The sequence below is a fragment of the Streptomyces sp. NPDC001056 genome, from assembly GCF_053598955.1.
Window position 1 is genome coordinate 244,146 of record NZ_JBSFLI010000001.1, and the last position, 25,078, is coordinate 269,223.

Annotated in this window: 21 protein-coding genes and 1 pseudogene; 12 read left to right on the forward strand and 10 right to left on the reverse strand. The window is 71.2% G+C overall.

Annotation, left to right across the window (positions count from 1 at the left end; translation table 11 throughout):
- From ACWDD7_RS01135 to ACWDD7_RS01145, 3 genes are all read left to right on the forward strand, one after another.
- Window positions 1–1,405, forward strand: a 1,405-nt coding sequence (locus ACWDD7_RS01135; RefSeq protein ID WP_450455564.1) for a VWA domain-containing protein, incomplete at its 5' end; no start/stop codon positions are given.
- A gap of 109 nt (window positions 1,406–1,514) precedes the next feature.
- Window positions 1,515–3,131, forward strand: coding sequence for a methionine--tRNA ligase (gene metG, locus ACWDD7_RS01140; protein WP_450455565.1), 1,617 nt, complete (start codon window positions 1,515–1,517; stop codon window positions 3,129–3,131).
- A 104-nt stretch (window positions 3,132–3,235) separates the two neighbouring features.
- The gene (locus ACWDD7_RS01145; RefSeq protein ID WP_450455566.1) at window positions 3,236–3,955 is read left to right on the forward strand and encodes a hypothetical protein; all 720 of its coding nucleotides are present in this window, start codon (window positions 3,236–3,238) and stop codon (window positions 3,953–3,955) included.
- 54 nt (window positions 3,956–4,009) lie between these two features.
- On the opposite strand, the gene aspS is transcribed toward ACWDD7_RS01145, so the two are convergent.
- Window positions 4,010–5,773 (reverse strand): aspartate--tRNA ligase, encoded by a 1,764-nt coding sequence (gene aspS, locus ACWDD7_RS01150; protein WP_392212384.1) that lies wholly within the window; start codon window positions 5,771–5,773, stop codon window positions 4,010–4,012.
- A 178-nt stretch (window positions 5,774–5,951) separates the two neighbouring features.
- Between aspS and ACWDD7_RS01155 the strand changes: the two genes are divergently transcribed.
- Window positions 5,952–8,120, forward strand: a complete 2,169-nt coding sequence (locus tag ACWDD7_RS01155; protein ID WP_450455567.1) for a SpoIIE family protein phosphatase — start codon at window positions 5,952–5,954, stop codon at window positions 8,118–8,120.
- Here the strand turns inward: ACWDD7_RS01155 and ACWDD7_RS01160 are convergent.
- The 3 genes from ACWDD7_RS01160 to ACWDD7_RS01170 form a co-directional block, all read right to left on the reverse strand.
- The gene (locus tag ACWDD7_RS01160) at window positions 8,036–9,136 is read right to left on the reverse strand and encodes an AI-2E family transporter (RefSeq protein WP_450455568.1); all 1,101 of its coding nucleotides are present in this window, start codon (window positions 9,134–9,136) and stop codon (window positions 8,036–8,038) included. The genes ACWDD7_RS01155 and ACWDD7_RS01160 overlap by 85 nt on opposite strands.
- A 137-nt stretch (window positions 9,137–9,273) precedes the next feature.
- Window positions 9,274–10,251, reverse strand: a complete 978-nt coding sequence (locus ACWDD7_RS01165; protein WP_351870693.1) for a pirin family protein — start codon at window positions 10,249–10,251, stop codon at window positions 9,274–9,276.
- Between the two features lie 130 nt (window positions 10,252–10,381).
- On the reverse strand, window positions 10,382–10,864 hold the full coding sequence (locus ACWDD7_RS01170) for an SseB family protein (RefSeq protein ID WP_111583275.1): 483 nt from the start codon (window positions 10,862–10,864) through the stop codon (window positions 10,382–10,384).
- Window positions 10,865–11,059: 195 nt separating this feature from the next.
- On the opposite strand from ACWDD7_RS01170, the gene ACWDD7_RS01175 reads away from it, so the two are divergent.
- From ACWDD7_RS01175 to ACWDD7_RS01185, 3 genes are all read left to right on the forward strand, one after another.
- Window positions 11,060–12,886, forward strand: a complete 1,827-nt coding sequence (locus ACWDD7_RS01175) for an acyl-CoA dehydrogenase (protein ID WP_351870691.1) — start codon at window positions 11,060–11,062, stop codon at window positions 12,884–12,886.
- A 123-nt stretch (window positions 12,887–13,009) separates the two neighbouring features.
- Complete coding sequence (locus ACWDD7_RS01180; protein WP_450455570.1) at window positions 13,010–14,359, forward strand: M18 family aminopeptidase; 1,350 nt, start codon at window positions 13,010–13,012, stop codon at window positions 14,357–14,359.
- A 177-nt stretch (window positions 14,360–14,536) separates the two neighbouring features.
- A complete protein-coding gene (locus ACWDD7_RS01185) occupies window positions 14,537–14,797 on the forward strand; it encodes a DUF6458 family protein (RefSeq protein ID WP_285556715.1) in 261 nt (86 codons plus the stop codon).
- On the opposite strand, the pseudogene ACWDD7_RS01190 reads toward ACWDD7_RS01185, so the two are convergent.
- Window positions 14,785–14,982: pseudogene (locus ACWDD7_RS01190) on the reverse strand (alkyl hydroperoxide reductase); the annotation flags it as partial. The gene ACWDD7_RS01185 and the pseudogene ACWDD7_RS01190 sit on opposite strands and share 13 nt — an antisense overlap.
- A gap of 129 nt (window positions 14,983–15,111) precedes the next feature.
- On the opposite strand from ACWDD7_RS01190, the gene ACWDD7_RS01195 reads away from it, so the two are divergent.
- A complete protein-coding gene (locus ACWDD7_RS01195; protein WP_392212378.1) occupies window positions 15,112–15,606 on the forward strand; it encodes an LURP-one-related/scramblase family protein in 495 nt (164 codons plus the stop codon).
- A 43-nt stretch (window positions 15,607–15,649) separates the two neighbouring features.
- On the opposite strand, the gene ACWDD7_RS01200 is transcribed toward ACWDD7_RS01195, so the two are convergent.
- Window positions 15,650–16,468, reverse strand: coding sequence for a carbon-nitrogen family hydrolase (locus ACWDD7_RS01200; RefSeq protein WP_351870681.1), 819 nt, complete (start codon window positions 16,466–16,468; stop codon window positions 15,650–15,652).
- A 182-nt stretch (window positions 16,469–16,650) separates the two neighbouring features.
- Here ACWDD7_RS01200 and ACWDD7_RS01205 point away from each other — a divergent pair, with 182 nt between their 5' ends.
- Both ACWDD7_RS01205 and ACWDD7_RS01210 read left to right on the forward strand, forming a co-directional pair.
- A complete protein-coding gene (locus ACWDD7_RS01205) occupies window positions 16,651–17,475 on the forward strand; it encodes a maleylpyruvate isomerase family mycothiol-dependent enzyme (RefSeq protein ID WP_351870679.1) in 825 nt (274 codons plus the stop codon).
- 86 nt (window positions 17,476–17,561) lie between these two features.
- The gene (locus ACWDD7_RS01210; RefSeq protein WP_450455572.1) at window positions 17,562–18,314 is read left to right on the forward strand and encodes an SAM-dependent methyltransferase; all 753 of its coding nucleotides are present in this window, start codon (window positions 17,562–17,564) and stop codon (window positions 18,312–18,314) included.
- A 24-nt stretch (window positions 18,315–18,338) separates the two neighbouring features.
- Here ACWDD7_RS01210 and ACWDD7_RS01215 read toward each other — a convergent pair whose 3' ends face one another.
- Window positions 18,339–19,634 carry an MFS transporter gene (locus ACWDD7_RS01215; RefSeq protein WP_351870673.1) on the reverse strand — a complete coding sequence of 432 codons (1,296 nt, stop codon included), beginning with the start codon at window positions 19,632–19,634 and terminating at the stop codon, window positions 18,339–18,341.
- A complete protein-coding gene (locus ACWDD7_RS01220; RefSeq protein ID WP_450455574.1) occupies window positions 19,631–20,302 on the reverse strand; it encodes a GntR family transcriptional regulator in 672 nt (223 codons plus the stop codon). The genes ACWDD7_RS01215 and ACWDD7_RS01220 overlap by 4 nt, the downstream gene beginning before the upstream one ends.
- A gap of 191 nt (window positions 20,303–20,493) precedes the next feature.
- On the opposite strand from ACWDD7_RS01220, the gene ACWDD7_RS01225 reads away from it, so the two are divergent.
- Entirely contained in the window at window positions 20,494–21,396 is a 903-nt protein-coding gene (locus ACWDD7_RS01225; RefSeq protein WP_351870667.1) for a D-alanyl-D-alanine carboxypeptidase family protein, read from the forward strand.
- Between the two features lie 101 nt (window positions 21,397–21,497).
- Here ACWDD7_RS01225 and ACWDD7_RS01230 read toward each other — a convergent pair whose 3' ends face one another.
- Complete coding sequence (locus ACWDD7_RS01230; protein ID WP_450455576.1) at window positions 21,498–22,301, reverse strand: hypothetical protein; 804 nt, start codon at window positions 22,299–22,301, stop codon at window positions 21,498–21,500.
- Between the two features lie 358 nt (window positions 22,302–22,659).
- On the opposite strand from ACWDD7_RS01230, the gene ACWDD7_RS01235 reads away from it, so the two are divergent.
- Window positions 22,660–23,505 (forward strand): calcium-binding protein, encoded by an 846-nt coding sequence (locus ACWDD7_RS01235; protein WP_450455577.1) that lies wholly within the window; start codon window positions 22,660–22,662, stop codon window positions 23,503–23,505.
- 186 nt (window positions 23,506–23,691) lie between these two features.
- On the opposite strand, the gene ACWDD7_RS01240 is transcribed toward ACWDD7_RS01235, so the two are convergent.
- Window positions 23,692–25,068: a dihydrolipoamide acetyltransferase family protein gene (locus tag ACWDD7_RS01240; protein ID WP_450455578.1), complete on the reverse strand. Its 1,377-nt coding sequence runs from the start codon at window positions 25,066–25,068 to the stop codon at window positions 23,692–23,694.
- Window positions 25,069–25,078 lie beyond the last annotated feature (10 nt).

Genomic DNA, 25,078 nt, shown 5'->3' on the forward strand with positions numbered 1-25,078 from the left:
CGAAACCGAGCCGGACGTCGCACCGGAAGCCGAGGCCGAGCCCGAGACGGACATCGAGCCCGAAGCCCAGACCGAGACGAAGCCCGAGGCAACGGCCGAGGCCGAGCCCGAGGCGCGAGAAGAGACCGAGCCCGAGGCCCAGACCGAGGCCGAGCCCGAGGCCGAGGCGTCCGCAGCGGAGGGAAGCGAGACCGAGGTCGCGGCAGCGGGGCGGACGGAACCGGACCCCGAGCCGACTCCCTCCCCGGAGTCGTCGGCGGACGAGGCGTCCCCGGAGCCGACGGCGGAAACGGAGACCGCGCAGGCCGAGCCCGCCTCCCCGGACCGCACGGCCACGGAGCCGGAGGCGTCCGCCGAGGCGGAAGCCGGGAAGACGCCCGGGACGGCCGCCGAGCCGGAGGGCGAGGAGCCGGAGGAAGCCGCCGCTCCCGCCGACGAGGACCTCTCGAACCTGTCGGCGGCCACGGACGTACCGACCCCGGACCCGGCGACCGAGCCCGCCGAGCTTGAGCCGACCATGGAGACGGCGGAGGACCCCGAACCGGCCATCGCCACCGAGGCGGCCGGGGAAACCGCGACGGCGCTCGCGGAGGGCCCGAAGGCCGCGGCCGAATCCGAGCAGGGCGAGCCCGAGCCGGAAGCGACCGCACCCGCGCCCGCCGAGGCGCCCCGGCCCACCGCGAGCGAAGAACCCCCCACCGCCCCGCAGGCCGCCGACGGCGAGCCCGGCACCCGCGCCCCCGCCACCTCCCTCGCCACCCTCACCGCAGCCGCCCCCGCCCTCACCACCGCCTACGACGCGGCCGCCGCCCCCCTCGCCAAGACCGACCTCACCGGCACCCGGGCCAAGCTCTACCTCGTGCTGGACCGCTCCGCGAGCATGCGGCCGTACTACAAGGACGGCTCCGCCCAGGCCCTCGCCGACCAGACCCTCGCCCTCGCCGCCCACCTGGACCCCGAGGCCACGGTCCACACCGTCTTCTTCTCCACGGAAGTGGACGGCACCACGGACCTCACCCTCACCCCGGACCACACGACGAGGATCGACGACACCCACGCGGGCCTCGGCCGGATGGGCCGTACCAGCTACCACGCCGCCGTGGAAGCCGTACTCGCCCACTACGACGCGCACGTCGCCCCCGGCACCCCCGCCCTCGTCGTCTTCCAGACCGACGGCGCCCCGGACGCCAAGACCCCCGCGACCCAGGCCCTGACCGCCGCCGCGGACACCCACCCCACGGTCTTCTTCTCCTTCGTCGCCTTCGGCGAGCCGGACAACAAGGCCTTCGACTACCTCCGCAAGCTGAAGACCCCCAACACCGCCTTCTTCCACGCGGGCCCCGCCCCCCGCGAACTGACGGACACCGAGCTGTACGAGGGCGTCCTCGCCACCTGGCGGCCGTAGGGCGACAACCGGATGACCCGATGAGCACGTGCCCGGGGGGTGGACCGACACGTCCACCCCCCGAAACACGTGTGAGGCGATCTCCGCGGGACCAGTAGGATTTCGCCTTATGGCGGCCACTGGATCCGAGAAGCAGGCGGGGAAGGCGTACTACGTCTCCACGCCCATCTACTACGTCAACGACGCTCCTCACCTGGGCCACGCCTACACGACCGTCGCAGGGGACGTGCTCACGCGCTGGCACCGCCAGCGCGGTGAGAAGGTGTGGTACCTCACCGGCACGGACGAGCACGGTCAGAAGATCATGCGCACGGCCGAGGCGAACGGGGTGACGCCCCAGCAGTGGGCGGACAAGCTCGTCACCGAGGCATGGAAGCCGCTCTGGGAGCACCTGGAGATCGCGAACGACGATTTCATCCGCACCACCCAGAAGCGGCACACGGACCGCGTCCAGGAATTCGTGCAGGACCTGCACGACAAGGGCGAGATCTACAAGGGCGGCTACGAGGGCCCGTACTGCGTCGGCTGCGAGGAGTACAAGCTCCCCGGCGAGCTCCTCGACGGCGAGGGCGAGTACGCGGGCCAGAAGCTGTGCCCCATCCACAAGCGGCCCGTGGAGACCCTCAGCGAGGAGAACTACTTCTTCCGCCTCAGCGAGTACGGCGAGAAGCTCCTCGCCCACTACGAGGCCAACCCGGGCTTCATCCAGCCCGAGTCCGCGCGCAACGAGGTCGTGAACTTCGTCCGCCAGGGCCTCCAGGACCTCTCCATCTCCCGCTCGACGTTCGACTGGGGCATCCCGATCCCCTGGGACGACAAGCACGTGATCTACGTGTGGGTCGACGCCCTGCTGAACTACGCCACGGCGGTCGGCTACAACGAGAACCAGGAGAAGTTCGAGGCCACCTTCCCGGCCGACGTCCACCTCGTCGGCAAGGACATCCTCCGCTTCCACGCGGTGATCTGGCCGGCCATGCTGATGGCCCAGGGTCTGCCCCTGCCCGGCAGGATCGCCGCGAACGGCTGGCTGATGGTCGGCGGCGAGAAGATGTCGAAGTCCAACCTGACCGGCATCAAGCCGCAGGACCTCACCGCGCACTTCGGCGTCGACGCCTACCGCTGGTACTTCCTGCGTGCCATCGCCTTCGGCCAGGACGGCTCCTTCTCCTGGGAGGACTTCTCCGCCCGCTACACCAGCGAGCTGGCCAACGACTACGGCAACCTCGCCTCCCGCGTGGCCGCGATGGTCGGCAAGTACTTCGGCGGCACCCTGCCCGAGGCCACCGCCGACGGTCCGGCGGAGGCGGCGGTGCACGAGGGTCTCGCCAAGGCGGTCGCCGAGGCCGACCGGAAGATCGGCGAGGAGCTGGACTTCCAGGGCGGCATCCTGGCCGTCTTCGACTTCGTCAAGCAGGTCAACGGCTACATCACGGAGCAGGAGCCGTGGAAGGTGGCCAAGGACGAGTCCGAGGAGGGCCGCGCCCGCCTCGCGACCATCCTGTACACCGCCGCCGAGTCGCTGCGCGCGGTCGCCGTCCTGCTCAACCCGGTGATGCCGGAGACCTCGCAGAAGCTGTGGGACTCCCTGGGCGCGGAGGCCTCCCTCGGCGCGCTCGCCGAACAGCGGGTCCAGGACGCGGCCGACTGGGGCCGGCTCCCGGCCGGCTCCACCGTCACCAAGGGCGCGGTGCTCTTCCCCCGTCTGGAGGAGAAGCCGACCGCCTGAGTCACGGTCGTACGGCACACAGGGGCCCGGGGCGCCATCATGGCTCCCGGGCCCTGCCCGCATCCCCCACCGCCCCCCGTCCCCTCTGGCAAAGTACCGGTCCCGTGAACCTTCCCGAATCCCACCGTCGGCTGCTCGCGGACGCCGTCACGGCGGGTGGCGCCCATGGTCTGGTCCTCGCCGGCGGGTACGCCCTCGAAGCGCACGGACTGGTCGGGCGGCCGCACGGCAATGTGGACCTCGCGACCGAGAGCGGCGAGGACATGGAGCGGATCGCCGGCGCGGTCGCGGCAGCGCTGGAGGCGCGTGGCCGGAGCGCCCGGGTCGGGGCCGTGACCGCGCGCACCGCGCAGCTGGCCGTGACCGATCCACCGACCGGCGGGTCCTGCGTGCTCGCCCTGCACAAGGAGAGCCTGTGGGGGCCGCCGGACCTCACCGCGTACGGGCCCGCCCTGTGCCTGGAGGACGCCGTCGGTACGAAGATCCGCGCGCTGTACGACCGGGGCGCGGCCGTCGACCTGATCGACGCGCGGGCCGCGTCGGGCCGGTTCTCGCTGCCCGAGCTGGAGGAACTGGGCCGCCGGCACGCCCATGACGTCTTCGACCTGCCCACCCTCCAGTCCCGGCTGACCGGCACGGACTTCTACTCCGACGCCCAGTTCACCCGGTACGGACTGGACGAGGGCGCGATCAGCGAACTGCGGGCCTGGGCCCAGCGGTGGTCGGACGACATCGCCGAGCGGCTGCTGGAGGACGGCGCCTCCCCGGACGTGGAGGCCGCCGAAGACGCCGGGGAACCCGAAGACGCGCACGACACCGAGTGACGCGGAACGCCCGGAACCCCAAGGGGCTCCGGGCGTTCGGCGAAAGCGGCCGGGCTACTTCGGCTGCGGCTTCCTGATGCTCAGGTGCAGCTCGCGCAGGCGGGACTCCTCCAGCTCGGTCGGGGCGCCCATCATCAGGTCCTGGGCGTTGCCGTTGAGCGGGAAGGCGATCGTCTCGCGGATGCTGGGCTCGTCCGCGAGGAGCATGACGATGCGGTCCACGCCGGGGGCGATGCCGCCGTGCGGCGGGGCGCCGAAGCGGAACGCGCGGAGCATGCCCGCGAACTTCTCCTCGACGGTGTCGCGGTCGTAGCCCGCGATCTCGAAGGCCTTCAGCATGATGTCCGGCTGGTGGTTCCGGATCGCGCCGGAGGACAGCTCGACGCCGTTGCACACGATGTCGTACTGCCAGCCCAGGACGTCCAGCGGGTCCTGGGTCTCCAGGGCCTCCAGACCGCCCTGCGGCATGGAGAAGGGGTTGTGCGAGAAGTCGATCGCGCCGGTCTCCTCGTCCTTCTCGTACATCGGGAAGTCGACGATCCAGCAGAAGCGGAAGACGTTCTCCTCGAACTGCCCCGCGCGCTTGGCGGCCTCGACACGGACCGCGCCCATGATCTTGGAGACCTCGTCGTACTCGCCCGCGCCGAAGAAGACCGCGTGGCCGGGGGCCAGCGAGAGGCGCTTGGTCAGCTCGGCGACGTTCTCCTCGGTGAGGAACTTCGCGATCGGGCCGGACAGGGCGCCGTCCTCGCCGACGCGGACCCAGGCCAGGCCCTTGGCGCCGAGCGAGACCGCGAAGTCACCGAGCTGGTCGAAGAACTTGCGCGGCTGGTCCTGGACCGCCGGCACCGCCAGGGCGCGCACGTGCTTGCCCGCGAACGCCTTGAACTCCGAGCCCTCGAAGACATCGGTGATGTCCACCAGCTCCAGCTTGGCGCGCAGGTCCGGCTTGTCGGAGCCGTACTTCAGCATCGCCTCGCGGAACGGGATGCGCGGGAAGGGGGACGTCACGTGGCGGCCGCCGCCGAACTCCTCGAAGAGCTCCGTCATCAGCCGCTCGATCGGCTGGAAGACGTCCTCCTGCTCGACGAAGCTCATCTCGACGTCGAGCTGGTAGAACTCGCCCGGGGAGCGGTCGGCGCGGGCGTCCTCGTCGCGGAAGCAGGGCGCGATCTGGAAGTACCGGTCGAAGCCGGAGATCATCAGCAGCTGCTTGAACTGCTGCGGGGCCTGCGGCAGGGCGTAGAACTTGCCGGGGTTCAGCCGGGAGGGGACGACGAAGTCGCGGGCGCCCTCGGGGGAGGTCGCGGACAGGATCGGCGTCGCCATCTCGTTGAAGCCGAGCGCGGTCATCTTGTGGCGGATCGCGGAGATGACCGCCGTACGCAGCATGATGTTGCGGTGCATGCGCTCGCGGCGCAGGTCGAGGAAGCGGTACTCCAGACGCCGCTCCTCGTTGACCCCGTCCTCGGCGTTGATGGTGAAGGGGAGGGGCTGGGCCGCGCCGAGCAGCTCGACCTCGGTCACCTCGACCTCGATCTCGCCGGTCGGCAGGTCCGGGTTCACGTTCTCGGTGCCACGCGAGACGACGGAGCCGTCGACACGGACCGTGGACTCCTTGGAGAGCTTGTCCAGGGCGTCGTAGGCGGGGGTGCCGGGGCGGGCGACCAGCTGCGTGATGCCGTAGTGGTCGCGCAGATCGATGAAGAGGATGCCGCCCAGGTCGCGCCGATTGTGCAGCCAGCCACTGAGCCGGACGTCGGTGCCGACGTCAGAGGCGCGGAGCTGGCCGCAGGTGTGGGACCTGTACCGATGCATCGTCGTTCATCGTCCTTCGCGGATTGAGTTGGTCTTCGCGGTGATCGCCGGGGCAGCCGCCCCCGACTGAACCAAGGGTACCGGCCACCCCAAGATCGGCTCCCCACCATTTGCCGCCCGCGGAAGTCCCGCGCTCCTACGGTGGCACGCACCGAGCGCATCTTCTTAAATAGGGACAATGCGTACAGGTGAGCCGCTCCCGGCCGTAGGGGAGGTCCTCGCCGCCCTCGCGACCGGGCTGTGGCACTGGGACACGGCGGACAAGCTGGTCACCGTGGACGCGGAGGCGGCGCGGCTGCTCGGGCTGCCCGCCGCGCCGGCCACCCTCACCGAGGCCCAGACCCGGGCCCGGCTGCATCCGGCCGACTGGAACGAGATCACCTCGGTGGTGCAGCTCGCGGTGGCGGGGAGCACACTCGCCGAGGTACGGGTGCGGATCATGGACGAGCAGGGCACCCTCCTGCGCGTCGTACGCAGCCGCTCGAAGCCGTCGTACGACCCCGAGCGGCGCGCCTATGTGCTGACCGGCACCCTCCAGGAGGTGGCCGAGCCGGGCCCGGAACCGGCGGACGGGCGCGCCACCACGGTCACCGGGCCCTGGCGGCGTTCGCGGGAGGCGTTCCTGCTGGACGCGGGCCGGGCACTGGCCGAGGCGCGCTCCACGGCGGAGGTGCTGCGGGTCGCGGCGGGCCTGTCGATGCCCGGGTTCTCTCCGGACGGCCTGGTGGTGTTCGGGGTGGAGGGCGACCGGCTGACGATGACCGGCCACCACGGGCACCGGTCCGACGAGATGGGCCCGTTCACCGACATGCCGCTGGCCATGGAGTACCCGGCGGCCGAGGTGGTGCGCACCGGGCGGGCGGTGTACCTGTCCTCGCCGGAGGAGTACAAGGACCGCTACCCGGTGACCTGGCCGCTGGCCCGGCCCTTCGGGCGCAGCTCGTGGGCGTTCCTGCCGCTGACGGTGGGCGGGCGCACGATGGGTGCGTGGATGGCGGGGTTCGCCTATCCGGTGGCGTTCACCCCGGACGAGCGCGCGGTGCTGACGACGGTGGCCCGGATGCTCGCCCAGGCGCTGTCCCGGGCGACGACCGCGGAGTCGGAGCGGGAACTGACCGAGGGCCTCCAGCGCTCCATGCTGCCCTCGATCGGCCCGGAGGTCCCGGGGGTGGGGATCGCCGCCCGCTACATCCCGACCGGCGGCGGGCTCCAGGTGGGCGGCGACTGGTACGACGTGATCCCGCTGCCCGCCGACCGGTTCGCGCTGGTCATCGGGGATGTGCAGGGGCATGACGTGCGGGCGGCCGGGCTGATGGGGCAGCTGCGGATCGCGCTGCGCGCCTATGCCTCCGAGGGGCACCACCCGGACGCCGTGCTCTCGCGCGCGTCCCGCTTCCTGCACGGGATCACGCACGACGAGGAGATGTCCGACCCGCGCTTCGCGACCTGCCTGTACGTGGCCGTCGACCCGGTGACCGGGCGGCTGGAGATCGCCCGCGCGGGCCATCCGGACCCGGTGATCCGGATGGCCGACGGCACGGTGATGCTGCGGCCGACGGCGGGCGGGCTGCCGCTGGGCATCGACCCGGACGCGGACTATCCGACGACCCGGTTCGTGCTCCAGCCCGGGGAGACGCTGATGCTGTGCACCGACGGGCTGATCGAGACCGGCGGGCACGACCTGGACAGCGGCTGGCAGCGGCTGCGCGCGATCCTGGAGGGCCACGACGGCGACCTGGAGTCGCTGGCCGACGTGCTGGTGCAGGGCGTGCACGGGCCGTCCTCGCACCACACGACGGGGCCGCTGGCCGACCGGCGCGAGGACGACATCGCGCTGCTGCTGCTGCGCCGCGCGGTGCCGGGGCACGACACGGCGGCGCGGCCCCGGGTGCGGCGGATGCTGCTGTCGGTGGGGCAGGACGAGCCCGAGCGGATCGCGGAGGCGCGCCGGTTCGTACGGGACCTGCTGCACGACTGGGCCGCCCCGGACCAGGTCGACTCCGCCGAGCTGCTGGTCTCCGAGATGCTCACCAACGTCCTGGTGCACACGGACACCGACGCGCTGCTGCTGGCCGAGGTGATCGAGGAGAGCGGCCGGCGCCGGCTGCGGATCGAGGTCTTCGACACCGGCGACGACCTCCCGCACAAGCGCCGCCCCGGCGAACTGGCCTCCTCCGGGCGGGGCCTGCTGCTGATCGGGATCCTGGCGGACACCTGGGGGGTGGACCCGAGGGGCGAGGGCAAGAGCATCTGGTTCGAGCTCTACGAACGGTCGGGGGAGCGGGACGGCCCGAGGCCGGGCGGGGGGTCCGGCGGGGGCGCGTCCGAGGGGGTCGGGGGCGCGTAACGGGTGCGCAGTTCCTGTACGACGCCGAAGGCGGCCGCGGTCAGCGGGACGGCCAGGAGCATGCCGAGGATGCCCGCCACGGAGGCGCCGGCCGTGATGGTGACCATGACCACCGCGGGGTGCATCTGCACGGTACGGCTCTGGATCACCGGCTGGAGCACATGCCCCTCCAGCACCTGCACCGCGAGCACCACGCCGAGCGCCCACAGGGCGATGACGAACCCCCGGTCGGCGAGGGCGACGAGTACCGAGACCGCGCCGGAGATGAACGCCCCGAGGTAGGGGATGAAGGCGCCGACGAAGACCAGCGCGCCGAGCCCGACGGCGCCGGGCACCTGGAGGATCAGCAGGCCGACGGTGATGCACACGGCGTCGATCAGGGCGATCAGGGTGGTGCCGCGCATGAACCCCTCGACCGCCTGGAAGGCGCGCCGCGCGACGGCTTCCAGGATGTCGGCGGTGCCCTCGGGCGCGAGGGAGCGCAGGGTGCCCGCGACGAGGTGGGAGTCGCGCAGGAAGAAGAAGACCAGCACCAGGGCGAGGACGGCGAGGGCGATGCTCTCGCCGACGACGCTCACGCCGCTGATGACGTTGGACGCGGCCGTGCCGCCGAAGCGGCGCAGCAGTTCGCGGGAGTTGGTGGCGAGGTCGTCCAGGCCGCTGCCGGCGGCGCCGAAGTGCCGGGAGAGGCTCCGGGCGGCGTTGCGGAGGGAGGCTATGATCTCGTCGCCGCTGTCGATGAGGGCGGCGACGACGATGTAGACGGCGCCGCCGACGACGGCCACCACGGCGACACAGGTCAGCCCGGCCGACACCGAGCGCTGCACACCGGCGCGTACGAGCTGCCGGTGCAGCGGGCCGAGCAGGGCGGTGCCGAGGAGGGCGAGCAGCACCGCGGTGACGGCCGTACGGAACTCGCCGCACAACCGCACCCCGACCCATCCGACCGCGGCGGCCAGCAGCAGCACGGCACACCACGCGGCAAGCCGCCGAACGGGCTCGGGCAACAGATGCACGTCCCCCAGCGGATCACGCGGGCCGCGCGGTGTCCCGCCGTGCGGGTCCGGGCGGGTGAGCCGCCCGGACCCGCGTCGGCCGAAAGGGCGCCCCTGCGGGCTTCGTCGGCCGAAGGGGCGCCCTCGATGAGGAGGCGTCAGGCGCCGGGGCCCTCGTCGGTCATGCCGTGGACGGCCGGGATCGTGCCCAGCCGGCCCTTCTGGAAGTCCTCGAACGCCTGCTGGAGCTCTTCCCTGGTGTTCATGACGAACGGGCCGTAGTGGGCCATGGGCTCACGGATGGGCCGCCCGCCCAGGAGGACGACCTCCAGGTCCGGCGTGTGGGAGTCCTGCTTCTCGTCCGCGCGGACCGTCAGCGAACCGCCGGCGCCGAAGACCGCCGTCTGGCCCAGGTGGATCGGACGGCGCTCGGCACCGACCGAGCCCTTGCCCGCCAGCACGTACGCCAGGCCGTTGAAGTCCTCCCGCCAGGGCAGCGTGATCTCCGCACCCGGCGCGAGCGTCGCGTGGACCATGGTGATCGGGGTGTGGGTGATGCCGGGACCCTCGTGGCCGTCCAGCTCACCGGCGATGACCCGGAGCAGCGCGCCGCCGTCGGGCGAGGTCAGCAACTGGACGCTGCCGGCCCGGATGTCCTGGTAGCGCGGCGCCATCATCTTGTCCTCGGCGGGGAGGTTCACCCACAGCTGGAGCCCGTGGAAGAGCCCGCCCGAGACGACCAGGTGCTCCGGCGGCGCCTCGATGTGCAGCAGGCCCGCGCCCGCCGTCATCCACTGGGTGTCGCCGTTGGTGATGGTGCCGCCACCGCCCTGGCTGTCCTGGTGGTCGAAGATGCCGTCGATGATGTAGGTGACGGTCTCGAAGCCGCGGTGCGGGTGCCAGGGGGTGCCCTTGGGCTCGCCCGGCGCGTACTCCACCTCACCCATCTGGTCCATCATGATGAACGGGTCGAGATGGCGGTAATTGATGCCCGCGAACGCCCGGCGCACGGGGAAGCCCTCACCCTCGTACCCGCTCGGAGCGGTCGTGACGGTGAGCACCTTACGTGCCACGGCGTCGGCGGGAGCGGTCACACGGGGCAGCGTCAACGGGTTCGCGACGGTCACTGCAGGCATGGTGGCTACCTCCTTCGTACGCTCACTTTAGTTGAGCGTTGAACTTCTTGCCACCCACAACAGGGCGGGCCCGGAGGTAATTCCCTCCGGGCCCGCGCGGCGGTGAGGATCAGCCGATCGGCCGTACCGGTCAGCCGTACATCCGGCGCATCGCGAAATCGACCATCTGCTCGACCGCCTTCGCGTCGAACACCATCCGGTGCTCGCCCTCCATGTCGAGGACGAAGCCGTAGCCGGTCGGCAGCAGGTCGATCACCTCGGCGCCGGTGATGACGAAGTACTTGGACTCCTTGCCCGCGTACCGCCGCAGCTCCTTGAGCGAGGTGAACATAGGGATCACCGGCTGCTGGGTGTTGTGCAGGGCGAGGAAGCCGGGGGTGTCCCCGCGTGGGCAGTACACCTTCGACGTGGCGAAGATCTGCTGGAAGTCCTCGGGGGACATCTGCCCGGTGGTGAACGCGCGCACCGCGTCCGCGAGCGAGGGCGGGGACGGCTCCGGATAGAGCGGCGGCTGCTGGCCGTACCCGCCGGCCCCGCCCGCCATCTGCTGCTGCCCCGACGTGTACTGCTGCTGCGCGGCGCCGCCGTCCATGGGCTGGCCGTATCCGTACATGGGCGCAAGCGTACCGAGATCGAGCCCACCGCAGGGATGGACCCGAACGGCCCACAGGAGTAGACCCTTCTCACACTTGACCGAACCGGGGTTGCGTCTTATTACCGACGGGTAGCATCATCGTAGCTACTTGTTGGTACGTGAACCAGATGCGAGGAGACAGTGCCTCGCCGATCCCTCAACGGAGCCGTCGCCATGGGGCACTACAAGTCGAATCTCCGCGACATCGAGTTCAACCTCTTCGAAGTACTCGGGCGCGACAAGGTGTACGGCACCGGCCCGTTCGAGGAGATGGACGTCGAGACCGCCAAGAGCATCCTGGAGGAGATGACCCGCCTCTCGGAGAACGAGCTGGCCGAGTCCTTCGCCGACGCCGACCGCAACCCGCCGGTCTTCGACCCGGAGACCAACACGGCGCCGGTCCCGGCCTCCTTCAAGAAGAGCTACCAGGCCTTCATGGACTCCGAGTACTGGCGGCTCGGCCTGCCCGAGGAGATCGGCGGCACCACCTCGCCCCGCTCCCTGATCTGGGCCTACGCCGAGCTGATCCTGGGCGCCAACCCGGCCGTGTGGATGTACTCCTCGGGCCCGGCGTTCGCCGGCATCCTCTTCGAGGAGGGCAACGAGGTCCAGAAGCACATCGCCTCGATCGCCGTGGACAAGCAGTGGGGCTCCACGATGGTGCTCACCGAGCCCGACGCGGGTTCCGACGTGGGCGCCGGCCGCACCAAGGCGGTCCAGCAGGAGGACGGCTCCTGGCACATCGAGGGTGTGAAGCGCTTCATCACCTCCGGTGAGCACGACATGTCGGAGAACATCCTCCACTACGTGCTCGCGCGTCCCGAGGGCGCCGGCCCCGGCACCAAGGGCCTGTCCCTCTTCCTGGTGCCGAAGTACCTGTTCGACTTCGAGACCGGCGAGCTGGGCGAGCGCAACGGCGTCTACGCCACCAACGTCGAGCACAAGATGGGCCTGAAGGCCTCCAACACGTGCGAGATGACCTTCGGCGACCAGCACCCCGCCAAGGGCTGGCTGATCGGCGACAAGCACGAGGGCATCCGCCAGATGTTCCGCATCATCGAGTTCGCCCGCATGATGGTCGGCACGAAGGCGATCTCCACGCTGTCCACCGGCTACCTGAACGCCCTGGAGTACGCCAAGGAGCGCGTCCAGGGCCCGGACCTGGCCAACTTCATGGACAAGGCCGCGCCCAAGGTCACCATCACCCACCACCCCGACGTGCGCCGCTCGCTGATGACGCAGAAGGCGTACGCGGAGGGCATGCGCGCCCTGGTGATGTACACCGCCTCGATCCAGGACGCGATCCAGATCAAGGAGGCGGGCGGCGAGGACGCCTCCGCCGAGCACGCCCTCAACGACCTGCTGCTGCCCGTCGTCAAGGGCTACGGCTCCGAGAAGGCCTACGAGCAGCTGGCCCAGTCGCTGCAGACCTTCGGCGGCTCCGGCTTCCTCCAGGAGTACCCGATCGAGCAGTACATCCGGGACTCCAAGATCGACACCCTCTACGAGGGCACGACCGCGATCCAGGGCCAGGACTTCTTCTTCCGCAAGATCGTCCGCAACCAGGGCGCCGCGCTGAACTCGCTCGCCGAGGACATCAAGAAGTTCCTGGCGCTCGGCACCGGCGGCGAGGAGCTGGCAGGCGCCCGCGAGCACCTGGCCAAGGCCGCCGTGGAGCTGGAGGCGATCGTCGGCCTGATGCTGACCGACCTCGCCGCCACCCAGAACGACGCCAAGAACATCTACAAGGTCGGCCTGAACAGCACCCGCCTGCTGCTCGCCTCCGGCGACGTCATCGTCGGCTACCTGCTGCTCAAGGGTGCCGCCGTCGCCGCCGAGAAGCTCGCCACGGCCTCCGCGAAGGACAAGGCGTTCTACACCGGCAAGATCGCCGCCGCGAAGTTCTTCGCCGCGAACGTCCTGCCGGGCGTCACCCTCGCGCGCAAGATCGCCTCGGGCGTCGAGCTCGACCTGATGGAGCTGGACGAGGCCGCGTTCTAGGAAGCGGACCGGCGTCCTTCCGGGACGCCGGTTCCGGACGTTACGGACGTCCCCGTCGTTTCCGCGCACGGGCCCGCACCCTTTACCGGGAGCGGGCCCGTGCCCGTCGTTAAGGTGAATCCCATGAGCGCACCATCCCGCCCGTCGCCCGCCGCCACCCCTCCAGCGAGCGCTGCGCGCGCACCTCTCACCTTCGACCGCGCCCACACCGACGACCTGATGTCCTTCCTGGCGGCCTGCCCCTCGCCGTACCACGCCGTGGCGAACGTCGCCGGGCGGCTGGAGAAGGCCGGCTTCAGGCAGGTCGCCGAGACGGACGCCTGGGACGGCACCAGCGGCGGCCGGTACGTGCTGCGCGGCGGCGCGATCATCGCCTGGTACGTCCCCGAGGGCGCCGCGCCCCACACGCCGTTCCACATCATCGGCGCGCACACCGACTCGCCCAACCTGCGGATCAAGCCGCGCCCCGACAGCGGCGCGCACGGCTGGCGCCAGGTCGCCGTGGAGATCTACGGCGGCCCGCTCATGAACTCCTGGCTGGACCGCGACCTGGGCCTGGCGGGCCGGCTGACCCTGCGCGACGGCTCCAGCGTCCTGGTCGACGTGAACCGGCCGCTGCTGCGGGTGCCGCAGCTCGCCATCCACCTGGACCGCTCGGTCAGCGCCGAGGGTCTCAAGCTGGACAAGCAGCGGCATCTGCAGCCGGTGTGGGGCCTCGGCGACGAGGTGCTCGACGGCGACCTGATCTCCTTCCTGGAGCAGGAGGCCGGTCTTGAGGCCCACTCGGTGGCCGGCTGGGACCTGATGGTGCACCCGGTGGAGCCCCCGGCCTATCTCGGCCGCGACCGCGAACTGGTCGCCGGGCCGCGCATGGACAACCTGCTGTCCGTGCACGCCGGCGCGGCCGCGCTGGCCGCCGCCGCGGCCTCCGGCGCGGCCCTCACCCGCATCCCGGTGCTGGCCGCCTTCGACCACGAGGAGAACGGCTCGCAGTCCGACACCGGCGCGGACGGCCCGCTGCTCGGCTCCGTCCTGGAACGCTCGGTGTTCGCCCGCGGCGGCTCCTACGAGGACCGCGCCCGCGCCTTCGCCGGCACCGTGTGCCTGTCCTCCGACACCGGTCACGCCGTGCACCCCAACTACGCCGAGCGGCACGACCCGACGCACCACCCGCGCGTCAACGGCGGCCCGATCCTCAAGGTGAACGTCAACAACCGCTACGCCACGGACGGTTCGGGCCGTGCCGTGTTCGCCGCGGCCTGCGAGAAGGCCGGGGTCCCCTTCCAGTCGTTCGTCTCCAACAACTCCATGCCCTGCGGCACCACCATCGGCCCGATCACCGCGGCCCGGCACGGCATCCGCACGGTCGACATCGGCGTGGCGATCCTCTCCATGCACAGCGCCCGCGAACTGTGCGGCGCCGACGACCCGTTCCTCCTCGCGAACGCCCTGACGGCCTTCCTGGAGGTCTAGCCGGGCCCGTGCTCCGGAGGGCCGGCCGGCACCGGCCTCCCGGAGGGCGGCGTCCCGCCGGGCGGACTTCCGCGGAACGTCCTTGCGCGGGGCGGCCTTTCGGAGGGCTAGGCGGGGCGGCGCCGGGTACCCGCACGGGACCGGAGATTCCGGAACCGAAAGGGGAGGCGAAGCCTCATGGGGCTCGGCGGATGCATCATCCTCATCGCCGTGGGGGCCATTCTCACGTTCGCGACCGACTGGCACATGCACGGCGTCAACCTCACGGTCGTCGGCCTGATCCTGATGGCCGTCGGGCTGATCGGTGTCGCCACGTTCAGCGGTATCGCCCGGCGCCGGCGGGTCGTCGTGCCGCCGACGACGCCGGTCGTGGAGGAGGAACCCCACCACCGTCACCACCACACCGGCGACGGTTACACGGACGGCTACGGCGTCTGAGCACCGCCCTCCTGCCCGTCCATGCCCGCCAGGACGAGCGGCAGGCGGTCCGCCGCCCCCTCGGTGAGGCGGACCGGGACGCCCCGGTCCTGCTGGTGGACGTGGCAGGCGGGGTACTCGATGTCCGGGTCGTCGTCGCAGGACGCGGCCATCGTGGATATGCGCGACGCCCCCTCGCGAACGGCCGGGTCGGGCTCCGGCTCGCGGCCCTGGCCGACCCGCCCGCGCGGCCTCGGGGAAAAGCGGGCCGCGCGCCGAGGGATCGCCCCGCTCCCGCCGTGAGGAACCGGCCGAACCGGGGAAGGGCTCAGAGCATGAGATTCCTGGTACGCGACCGGCTCCTCGGCATCGGCGAAGACTATTGGATCGAGGACGAGCACGGCCGCAAGGTGTTCCTCGTCGACGGCAAGGCCATGCGGCTGCGGGACACCTTCGAGCTGAAGGACGCCCGGGGCCGGGTCCTGATCGACATCCACCAGAAGATGTTCGCCCTGCGCGACACGATGGTGATCGAACGGGACGGGGAGGGCCTGGCCACCATCAGGCGCAAACGGCTGTCCCTGCTGCGCAACCACTACCGCGTCGCGCTGGCCGAGGGCTCCGAACTGGACGTCAGCGGCAAGATCCTCGACCGCGAGTTCGTGGTCGAGTACGACGGCGGGACGCTGGCCGTGATCTCCCGGCGCTGGCTGCGTCTGCGGGAGACGTACGGCGTGGACGTCGTACGCGAGGACGCGGACCCGGCGCTGCTCATCGCGGTCGCGGTGTGCGTGATCCATCTCGCGGAGAAGGAGCGGGAGGGCGACTGACGTGCCGTCGGCCGGGCCGCCGCCGGCACACGGGCGGTCCCCGCTAGCGCCGGGGCGGCGCCAGCCCGAGGACGCGGTCCTTCAGCGCGGGGAACTGCTCCCGGGTCGCGGCCGCCTTCGCCGGGTCGAAGTCGACCGTGAGGACCTCCTCGCCGGGGCCCGCCTCGGCCAGCACCTCACCCCACGGGTCCACCACGATCGAGTGACCGGCCTGCGGAACTCCCGCGTGGGTCCCGGCCGTTCCACAGGCGAGCACGAACGCCTGGTTCTCCACCGCCCGCGCCCGTGCCAGCAGCGTCCAGTGCGCGCGCCGTCGCTCGGGCCAGCCCGCCGGGAGCACCAGCACCTCGGCGCCGGCGTCCACCAGTCCGCGGAAGAGCTCGGGGAACCGCAGGTCGTAGCAGGTGCCCAGGCCCAGCGTCGCCCCGGGCAGCGGGACCGTCACCAGGTCCTGCCCCGCGCCCATGAGCACGGCCTCGCCCCGGTCGAAGCCGAAGCGGTGGATCTTGCGGTAGGCGGCGGCGAGCCGGCCGGAGGGGGAGAAGACGAGCGAGGTGTTGTACAGGGTCCCGTCGTCCTGCGCGGAGCCGTCGCCGGATGCCGCGCGCTCGGGGATCGAGCCGGCGTGCAGCCACACGCCCGCGTCCGCCGCCGCCTCGGCCATCGCCTCGTACGTCGGTCCTTCGAGCGGCTCGGCCTCGCGGCCGAAGTCCTCGTAGGCGAAGGCGCCGGTGGTCCACAGCTCGGGCAGCACGACCAGGTCGGACCCGGCCTGCTCGCGGACCAGGGCGGCCGCGCGACGCCTGCGCGAGGAGACCGATTCGCCCTCGTCGACGGCCATCTGGATCAGAGAGGCGCGCACACTACCACCGTCCTGGCATTCGAGTCGTCCATACGGGCCTACGATCGTCACGCGAAAGCACTGCCGGGGTGCCTGGCAGCAGCGTAACTTAGCTTCTCAGACACCCGCCGACGTGCAGCCGCCGCCCGCTGGCACCGCCGCCGCAACCTGCCCGTGTACCGACCGCCGAGGGGTCCCGTTCCGTGAGTCTGCATCCCACCCTCCAGCCCTACGCCGACGCCTGGTCGCACTCCGTCGACGCGATATCCGAGATGGTGCAGCCCCTGGCAGAGGCCGAGTGGAACCGGCGGACCCCGTGCCCTGGATGGTCGGTGCGCGACATCGTGTCGCACGTCATCGGCATGGACTGCGAACTGCTCGGTGATCCGCGCCCCATCCACTCCCTGCCGCGCGACCTCTTCCACGTCACCAACGAGCACCAGCGCTACATGGAGATGCAGGTCGACGTCCGCCGCCACCACACCGCGCCGGAGATGACGTCCGAGCTGGAGTACACGGTCATCCGCCGCAACCGCCAGATGCGCAACGAGAACCGTGAGCCGGGCACCATGGTGCGCGGGCCGCAGGGCACGGACATCACCCTCGAACACGCCTACCGGATGCGCGCCTTCGACGTCTGGGTGCACGAACAGGACCTGCGTACGGCGCTCGGCCGCCCCGGCAACCTCGACTCGCCCGGCGCGCACGTCACCCGCGACTTCCTGCTGGAAATACTGCCGAAGGTCGTCGCGAAGGACGCGAACGCGCCGCGCAGTTCGGCCGTCGTCTTCGACGTGCACGGCCCCGTGGAGTTCCTGCGGACCATCCGCGTCGACATCCAGGGCCGCGGCACCCTGGAGACCGCCCCGGCGCTCGGCCCGGTGGCCTCCCTCAGCCTCGACTGGGAGACCTATGTCCGGCTGGCCTGCGGCCGGGTGAGCCCCGAGGCGGTGGCGGACCGCGTCAAGGCCGAGGGCGACCAGGATCTGGCGAAGGCCATCCTGCACAGCTTCGCCGTGACGCCGTGACGCCATGACGCCCTTGCGCCGGCCGGGGGTTCGGGCCGCCGGCAAATCAGTGGTGCCTGCCGGGACGGCCTTCTAGCGTGCCCGGTATGACCATCGCCCTGCCCCGGCTCACCCGTCTCACCTTCCACGGCCCCCTCTCGGAGGCCCGCGCGACCGCCATGGTCCGGCGGCTCGCGGCGAACCGCCCCCGCACCGTGCTGGACATCGGCTGCGGCTGGGCCGAGTTGCTGCTGCGCGTGCTCGACGCCGTACCGGACGCCACGGGAACCGGCGTCGACCTGAACGGCGAGGACCTCGCCCGCGCCCGGAGGAACGCCGAGGAACGCGGGCTCGGCCCGCGGGTGGAGTTCGCCGAGGAGTCCGCGGTGGGAACCCCGCGGGGGCCCGCCGACCTGGTGCTCTGTCTCGGCGCGAGCCACGCCCTCAGCGAGGCCGAACCGCCCACCGCCGAGGCGCTGCGGGCGCTGCGGCGCCTGGTGACCGACCAGGGCCGGGTGCTGCTCGGCGAGGGCTTCTGGCAGCGTCCGCCCACCGAGGCCGAACTGTCCGGCATGTGGCCGGGCGCGACTCCGGGCGATCACTACGACCTCGGGGCGCTGCTCGATCTCGCGGTCGAGGCCGGTTTCCGTCCGGAGTGGACGGAGACGGCGAGCCCGCAGGAGTGGGAGGAGTTCGAGTCGGGCTACCAGGCGGACCTGGAGGTCTGGCTCGCCGGCAACCCGGACCATCCGCTGGCGCCCGAGACCCGCGCCCGCCTGGACCGGCACCGCGCCCAGTGGATGAGCTACCGCGATGTCCTCGGCATCGCGTACCTCACCCTCGTACCGGACCTGCGCTGACGCGGGCGGCCCGGTCAGCCGGGCTCACGCCGGTACGTGCACCGTCTCCACCCGGCTGGCCACCAGCCGCTCGCGCTCGCGGCGGGCGGCCCGGCCCCGCAGCCGCAGGATCTGGCCGAGGCCGATCGCCTGGAGGACGAACACCGCGCTGAACGCCACCGTGTAGTCGTCCCCCGTCGCGTCCAGCAGCACGCCGATCGCGAGCAGGGTGGTCATGGAGGCGATGAAACCGCCCATGTTGGTGATCCCGGACGCGGTGCCCTGGCGCTCGGGCGGGTTGGCCGGGCGGGCGAAGTCGAATCCGATCATCGAGGCGGGTCCGCAGGCGCCGAGCACCGCGCACAGGACGATCAGCAGCCACATCGGGGCGTGCGTCCCGGGGTAGGCCAGCGTCACGGCCCACAGCAGCGCCGTCGCCGCCACCGTGCACAGCGCGAGCGGCAGCCGGGCGGTGTGGTGCCGGGCGATGATCTGGCCGTAGACCAGGCCCACCACCATGTTGGACAGGACGACGAGGGTCAGCAGTTCACCGGCCGTGGCCCGGCTGAGACCCTCCGCCTCGACCAGGAACGGCAGGCCCCACAGCAGCAGGAAGACCATCGCCGGGAACTGGGTGGTGAAGTGCACCCACATCCCGAGCCGGGTGCCGGGCTCCCGCCAGGCCTCGACGATCTGCCGGCGGACGTAGGCGGCGCCGTGGTGCCGGGACGGCTCGGGCTCGTGCCCCTCGGGGTGGTCCTTCAGGAACAGCACGGTCAGGACGAGCACGGCCACGCCGGCCAGCGCGCTGCCCGCGAACGCCTGCGTCCAGCCGATGCTGTGCAGCAGCCGGGCCAGGACGAGGGTGGAGATCAGGTTGCCCGCCATGCCGACCAGGGCCGCGAGCTGCGCGACCAGCGGTCCGCGCCGGGCCGGGAACCAGCGGGTGCCGAGGCGCAGCACGCTGATGAACGTCATCGCGTCACCGCAGCCCAGCAGCGCCCGGGAGGCGAGCGCGGTGCCGTACGACGGCGAGAAGGCGAAGCCCAGCTGCCCGATCGTGAACAGCACGGCACCGAGGGCGAGCACCTTCTTGGTGCCGAGCCGGTCGACCATCAGGCCGACGGGTATCTGCATGCCGGCGTAGACCAGCAGCTGGAGTATGGAGAAGGTGGACAGCGCGGAGGCGTTGACGTGGAAGCGGTCGGCCGCGTCGAGACCCGCCACGCCGAGCGAGGTGCGGAAGATGACGGCGACGAAGTAGACCGCGACGCCTATGGACCACACGCCGACGGCCCGGACGCCGCCGGGCGGGTCCCCCGGAAGGGTGGGCTTGCTCATCGGTCCTCACCCCGCGCGAGAAGCGACACCCGGCTCACGTGCCGGTGCACGACACCGACGGCCGCCTCCGCGTCCCCGGCGCGCAGCGCCCGCAGGATCTCCTCGTGCTCGGCGAGCGTCTTGGCCACCCGGGCGGGGTGGGAGTACATGACGGCGACGCCCATCCGCAGCTGGCGGTCGCGCAGCTGGTCGTAGAGCCGGGCCAGGATCTCGTTGCCCCCGCAGCGGACGATCTCGGCGTGGAAGCAGCGGTCGGTCACCGCGGCCTCGGCCAGGTCCCCGGCGGCGACCTGTGCCTTCTGCCGCTCCAGCAGCTCGGTCAGCCGCTCCACCAGGCCCGGCGGGGCGGGTACGGCCTTGCGCGCCGCGTGCTCCTCGACCAGCAGCCGGGTCTCCACCACGTCCGAGATCTCCTGCGCGGAGACGGGCAGCACCAGGGCGCCCTTCTTGGGGTAGAGCCGGATCAGACCCTCGACCTCCAGTCGCAGCAGCGCCTCCCGCACGGGCGTGCGCGACACCCCTACGGCCTCGGCCAGCTCGCCCTCGGTGAGGAGGGTGCCGCCCTCGTAGCTCCGGTCGAGGACGCTTTGTTTGACGTGGGCGTAGACACGGTCGGCGGCGGGGGGCCGCTTGGCGGGCGGGGCGGACTGCGGGACGGCCGTTTTCATGTCTACAGCATAGATACAACAGGTACGCAACACATGCCGGCGTCCACGATGCGGACATGACGCCTGCCTCTCTCCGGGGGGCCGCACAACCTTCTGTGCTACCTACGTGTCAGACAGATGCGGCCCTTCTCTCTGGACCACCTCAACTGGGCCGCATCCAGGGGCATTCCAGACAATCGGGGTATACCACTTTGACTACCGGCATCAAGGGCCTCCGCCTCCGCCGAGCCGCCGCCGTCGCGATCACCTCCGGCGCGCTGCTCACCACCGGCGCCCTCACCGCGGCTCCCGCACAGGCCGTCACGACGCCCTCGATCGTGGCCAAGGGCGGCTATGTGATGAACAACGCGAGCGGTTCGACGCTCTACACCAAGGCCGCGGACACCAAGCGGTCCACCGGGTCCACGACCAAGATCATGACTGCCAAGGTCGTGCTGGCGCAGAAGAACCTGAACCTCGACGCCACGGTGACGATCCAGAAGGCGTACAGCGACTACGTCGTCAAGAACAACGCCTCCCAGGCCCACCTGATCGTGGGCGACAAGGTGACCGTCCGCCAGCTGCTGTACGGCCTGATGCTGCCGTCCGGCTGCGACGCCGCCTACGCCCTCGCCGACAAGTACGGCACCGGCTCCAGCCGCGCCGCCCGTGTGTCGAACTTCGTCGGCAAGATGAACAGCGCCGCGAAGAACCTGGGCCTGAAGAACACGCACTTCGATTCCTTCGACGGCATCGGCAACGGCAAGAACTACTCGACGCCGCGCGACCTGACGAAGATCGCCAGCAGCGCGATGAAGAACTCCACGTTCCGCACCATCGTCAAGACCAAGTCGTACACGGCCAGGACGAAGACCAAGTCCGGCGGCACCCGCACGATGGGCACCTGGACCAACACCAACGGGCTCCTCAAGAGCTACAGCGGCACCATCGGCGTGAAGACCGGCTCCGGTCCCGAGGCCGGCTACTGCCTGGTCTTCGCCGCCACCCGCCACGGCAAGACCGTCATCGGCACCGTCCTCTCCTCCACCTCCATCCCCCAGCGCGAGTCGGACGCCACGAAGCTCCTCAACTACGGCTTCGCCAGGCTCGGCTGACATCCGCGATCCGGCGGCCGGCATCCGGCAGCCGCTCACCGTCCTGGCACCAGGGGCCCGCCGCATCCGGTGGCGGGCCCTTCGCGTTCCCGCCCGCCTCCTTACCGGGGGAGTCGGTCGTAGGTCCTGAAGGTGTACGACGCGTCGTACGTCATCAGGTTTCCCTCGGCGGCCGGCAGGCCGAGGCGCCGGTCGAGGAGACGGGTGAGCGGGCCGCAGTGTTCGGCGGCGGGGACGGTGAAGGTGTCGTCGTAGGCGGAGAACTCGATCAGCGGCGGGTCCTGGGAGACCCAGACGGAGGGGCCCGAGCGCTTCAGTCGGAAGTCGACGGGGGCGGTGGCGCCGATGGTGCAGCCGGGGGCCAGCAGCGGGTCGAGGAGCCGGAAGCGGAGACTGAACGTGCCGGTGTAGAAGTCGGATCGGCCGCCGTACTCGGGTTGTACGGACAGCTCCCGGACCGGCGCGCGGTCGTCCGAGGCCGTGACGGTGCCGGCTCCCGTGAGTCCTCCCGGCACGGTCGTCGGCGCGCTGTGCATCGCGCCCCACACCTGTCCGTCGCCACCGTCCGGCAGAGGCCCCTCGGCGTGGGTCATCGTGATCGGAGCGAGCCGCACCGTCACCTTGCCCATGGTCAACACCGGTGCGGCGGTGTGCACTTCGCATCTCCAGCGAGCCGGATCGACTCCGTCGGGCAGGGGCGGACAGTCCCGGAAGTCGGTCGCGGGCGGAGCGGACGCGGCGGCCCGGGGCGCGGAGTACGCGACACCCGGCGCGCACACGGCCGCCGTACCGGCGAGGACGGCGGCGCCCGCGACGGCGGCGGCACGGCGGGCGGCGGGCCGCCGGAGCAGGTCGAGACGGCGAGCGGGACCCGAACCGGCCCCGGTGGCAGCGGAATTCGTCATGCCGCCAGCGTGCCGCCGACGAGCACACGCTCACCATCCGTGACTCCCCTGGCTCGACCCTGACCCACCCCTGATGCCCCATCAGGGGCCGACCCGGAGCCCGTTCCGCTCCTCCTGATCACAGGGTCGAGCCATGACAAGAGGTGCTGATTCCCCTGCGGGTCACGGGGGAACCCAAGCCATACCCGCGGTGTTGAGGGGGAGGACACGCGGGGTTCAGAAAAAGTCGGCGGGACGTACAACCGTTCGCAGGTGTCGTGAGTCTCCCTTGCGAGTCAAAAGACTCACTACATCGTTCAGAGCCCGCACACCCCCCATGCGCCACGCGCGCGGCTCTCTCTCCACGTGGGGAACAAAGATGCGTATTCGTGCCAGCCTGGCCGCCACCACGGTGTCCGGCGCCGTGGCGCTCACCGCGCTCCTCGCTCCTGCCGCGCACGCGGCGGACAGCCCGCAGATCCCGAAGGTCTTCACCTCGAAGCCGTCGACCGCGCTCAACGCCCCGGCCGACGAGACGCAGGGCGACACCCAGATCACCAAGGTGACCGACAACGGCAACAAGGACCTCGTCGTCGGCGTCGGCCAGAAGACCTTCAGCATCTACGTCACGGCCACCGACCCGTCCGGGATCTACTCCGCCGACGCCATGCTGTGGCACGGCACCAGCCTGGACAGCGACGTGGACGGCGCGCTCTACTCGGACACCGACGCGACCTGCGACAACTGGAGCGCCACCTCCGCCACCTGCAAGATCACCATCACGGCCACGCCCGGCACCGACCTCTACGACAGCGCGCTGAGCGGCAAGTGGAACGTCGCCGTCTACGCCGTGGGCAACGACGGCGACTACGTGGAGACGGACGTCTACAAGAACCGCTGGGTCAAGCGTGCCGCCGGCTTCAGCGGTTTCAACGCCTCCCCGGAGCCCGTCTCCAAGGGCCAGACCATCACGGTCACCGGCACCCTGAAGCGCGCCAGCTGGACCTACCTGAAGTACTACGGCTACGGCAGCCAGCCCGTCGAGCTGCAGTTCAAGAAGGCCGGCAGCAGCACCTACAGCACCGTGAAGACGATCAACAGCTCGTCCACCGGCTACCTGAAGACCACCGTCACCGCTTCGGCGGACGGCACCTGGCGCTTCCACTACGCCGGTAACAGCACCTCCTCCGCCGCGGACGCCTACGACTACGTCGACGTGCGCTGACCCTTCGCCGGCGACGGCATGACCGAGGCCCTGCGGATCACTCCGCAGGGCCTCTGCGTTCGGGCAAGGGCGGACGGGGCCGGCGGACCGGCAGCCCGTGGACGTCCCGGGGAAAGACCGAGCCGCGCACCCCGTCGATCAGGATGCGCGGCTCTCCCGGAAGGGGGCCCGGTCAGGACCGGTCGGTCACGCCCAGGTGATCAGTCGTTTCGGCTGTTCCAGGATCGCTGCGACGTCGGCCAGGACCTTGGAGCCCAGTTCGCCGTCGACCAGGCGGTGGTCGAAGCTCAGGGCGAGGGTCGTGACCTGGCGGGGCTTGACCTTGCCCTTGTGGACCCACGGCTGGAGCTTGATCGCGCCGATGGCGAGTATCGCCGACTCGCCGGGGTTGAGGATCGGCGTGCCGGTGTCGACGCCGAAGACGCCCACATTGGTGATGGTCACCGTGCCGCCCTGCATGGCGGACGGGGAGGTCTTTCCCTCGCGGGCCGTGGACACCAGGTCGCCGAGCGCGTCCGCCAGCTGGGGCAGCGTCTTGGCCTGCGCGTCCTTGATGTTCGGGACGATGAGGCCGCGCGGGGTGGCCGCGGCGATGCCCAGGTTGACGTAGTGCTTGACCACGATCTCCTGGTTGGCCTCGTCCCAGGACGCGTTGATGTCCGGGTTGCGCTTGATGGCGACCAGCAGGGCCTTGGCGATCAGCAGCAGCGGGTTGACCCGCCTGCCCTGCATCTCCTTGTCCTGCTTCAGCTCCTCGACCAGCTTCATGGTGCGGGTCACGTCCACCGTCACGAACTCCGTGACATGCGGCGCCGTGAACGCCGAGCCGACCATCGCCGCCGCGGTCGCCTTGCGCACGCCCTTGACGGGGACGCGGGTCTCCCGGACTCCTTCGTACGCCACCACGGGGGCGGGCGCGGCAGGGGCCGCCGTCACCGGCTCGGGCGCGGCCACGGGCGCGGCCGCCGCGTGGACGTCCTCGCGCGTGATGACGCCGTCCGGGCCGGAGGGGGTGACCGTGGCCAGGTCGACACCCAGGTCCTTGGCCAGCTTGCGCACCGGAGGCTTGGCCAGCGGGCGGGGGGTGCCCGCCACCGGGGCGTGGCCGTTCAGCTCGGGCTGGGCGGCCGGAGCCGCGACGGTGATCTCGGGGCCCTTGCGGGGGCGGCGCTTGGTCGCGGAGGCCGACACGCCGTAGCCCACCAGGACAGGCTGACGGCCCTCGGCCTTCGGCTCCTCGGCCGGAGCCGCCGGTGCCGCCGCCTCGGGCCGCGCGGGCTCCGCGGCCGGGGCCGGAGCCCCGCCCGCCACCTGCACCGTGATGATCGCCGTACCCACGTCGACCGTGGTCCCCTCGGGGAACCGCAGCTCGCGCACCACGCCGTCGTACGGGATGGGCAGTTCGACGGCCGCCTTCGCGGTCTCGACCTCGCACACCACCTGGCCGTCGGTGACCGTGTCGCCCGGCTGGACGTACCACTTGAGGATCTCGGCCTCGGTCAGGCCCTCGCCCACGTCGGGCATCTTGAACTCGCGTACGGACGCGTCCGTCATCGTCGTCACGACCCTCTCC

What these genes read in the sequence shown, in the direction of transcription:
- metG (WP_450455565.1), top strand. Translation starts at nt 1,515, where the DNA reads ATGGCGGCCACTGGATCCGAGAAGCAGGCGGGGAAGGCGTACTACGTC.
- aspS (WP_392212384.1), bottom strand. Translation starts at nt 5,773, where the DNA reads ATGCATCGGTACAGGTCCCACACCTGCGGCCAGCTCCGCGCCTCTGAC.
- ACWDD7_RS01155 (WP_450455567.1), top strand. Translation starts at nt 5,952, where the DNA reads ATGCGTACAGGTGAGCCGCTCCCGGCCGTAGGGGAGGTCCTCGCCGCC.
- ACWDD7_RS01165 (WP_351870693.1), bottom strand. Translation starts at nt 10,251, where the DNA reads ATGCCTGCAGTGACCGTCGCGAACCCGTTGACGCTGCCCCGTGTGACC.
- ACWDD7_RS01170 (WP_111583275.1), bottom strand. Translation starts at nt 10,864, where the DNA reads ATGTACGGATACGGCCAGCCCATGGACGGCGGCGCCGCGCAGCAGCAG.
- ACWDD7_RS01175 (WP_351870691.1), top strand. Translation starts at nt 11,060, where the DNA reads ATGGGGCACTACAAGTCGAATCTCCGCGACATCGAGTTCAACCTCTTC.
- ACWDD7_RS01180 (WP_450455570.1), top strand. Translation starts at nt 13,010, where the DNA reads ATGAGCGCACCATCCCGCCCGTCGCCCGCCGCCACCCCTCCAGCGAGC.
- ACWDD7_RS01185 (WP_285556715.1), top strand. Translation starts at nt 14,537, where the DNA reads ATGGGGCTCGGCGGATGCATCATCCTCATCGCCGTGGGGGCCATTCTC.
- ACWDD7_RS01195 (WP_392212378.1), top strand. Translation starts at nt 15,112, where the DNA reads ATGAGATTCCTGGTACGCGACCGGCTCCTCGGCATCGGCGAAGACTAT.
- ACWDD7_RS01210 (WP_450455572.1), top strand. Translation starts at nt 17,562, where the DNA reads ATGACCATCGCCCTGCCCCGGCTCACCCGTCTCACCTTCCACGGCCCC.
- ACWDD7_RS01215 (WP_351870673.1), bottom strand. Translation starts at nt 19,634, where the DNA reads ATGAGCAAGCCCACCCTTCCGGGGGACCCGCCCGGCGGCGTCCGGGCC.
- ACWDD7_RS01220 (WP_450455574.1), bottom strand. Translation starts at nt 20,302, where the DNA reads ATGAAAACGGCCGTCCCGCAGTCCGCCCCGCCCGCCAAGCGGCCCCCC.
- ACWDD7_RS01230 (WP_450455576.1), bottom strand. Translation starts at nt 22,301, where the DNA reads ATGACGAATTCCGCTGCCACCGGGGCCGGTTCGGGTCCCGCTCGCCGT.
- ACWDD7_RS01235 (WP_450455577.1), top strand. Translation starts at nt 22,660, where the DNA reads ATGCGTATTCGTGCCAGCCTGGCCGCCACCACGGTGTCCGGCGCCGTG.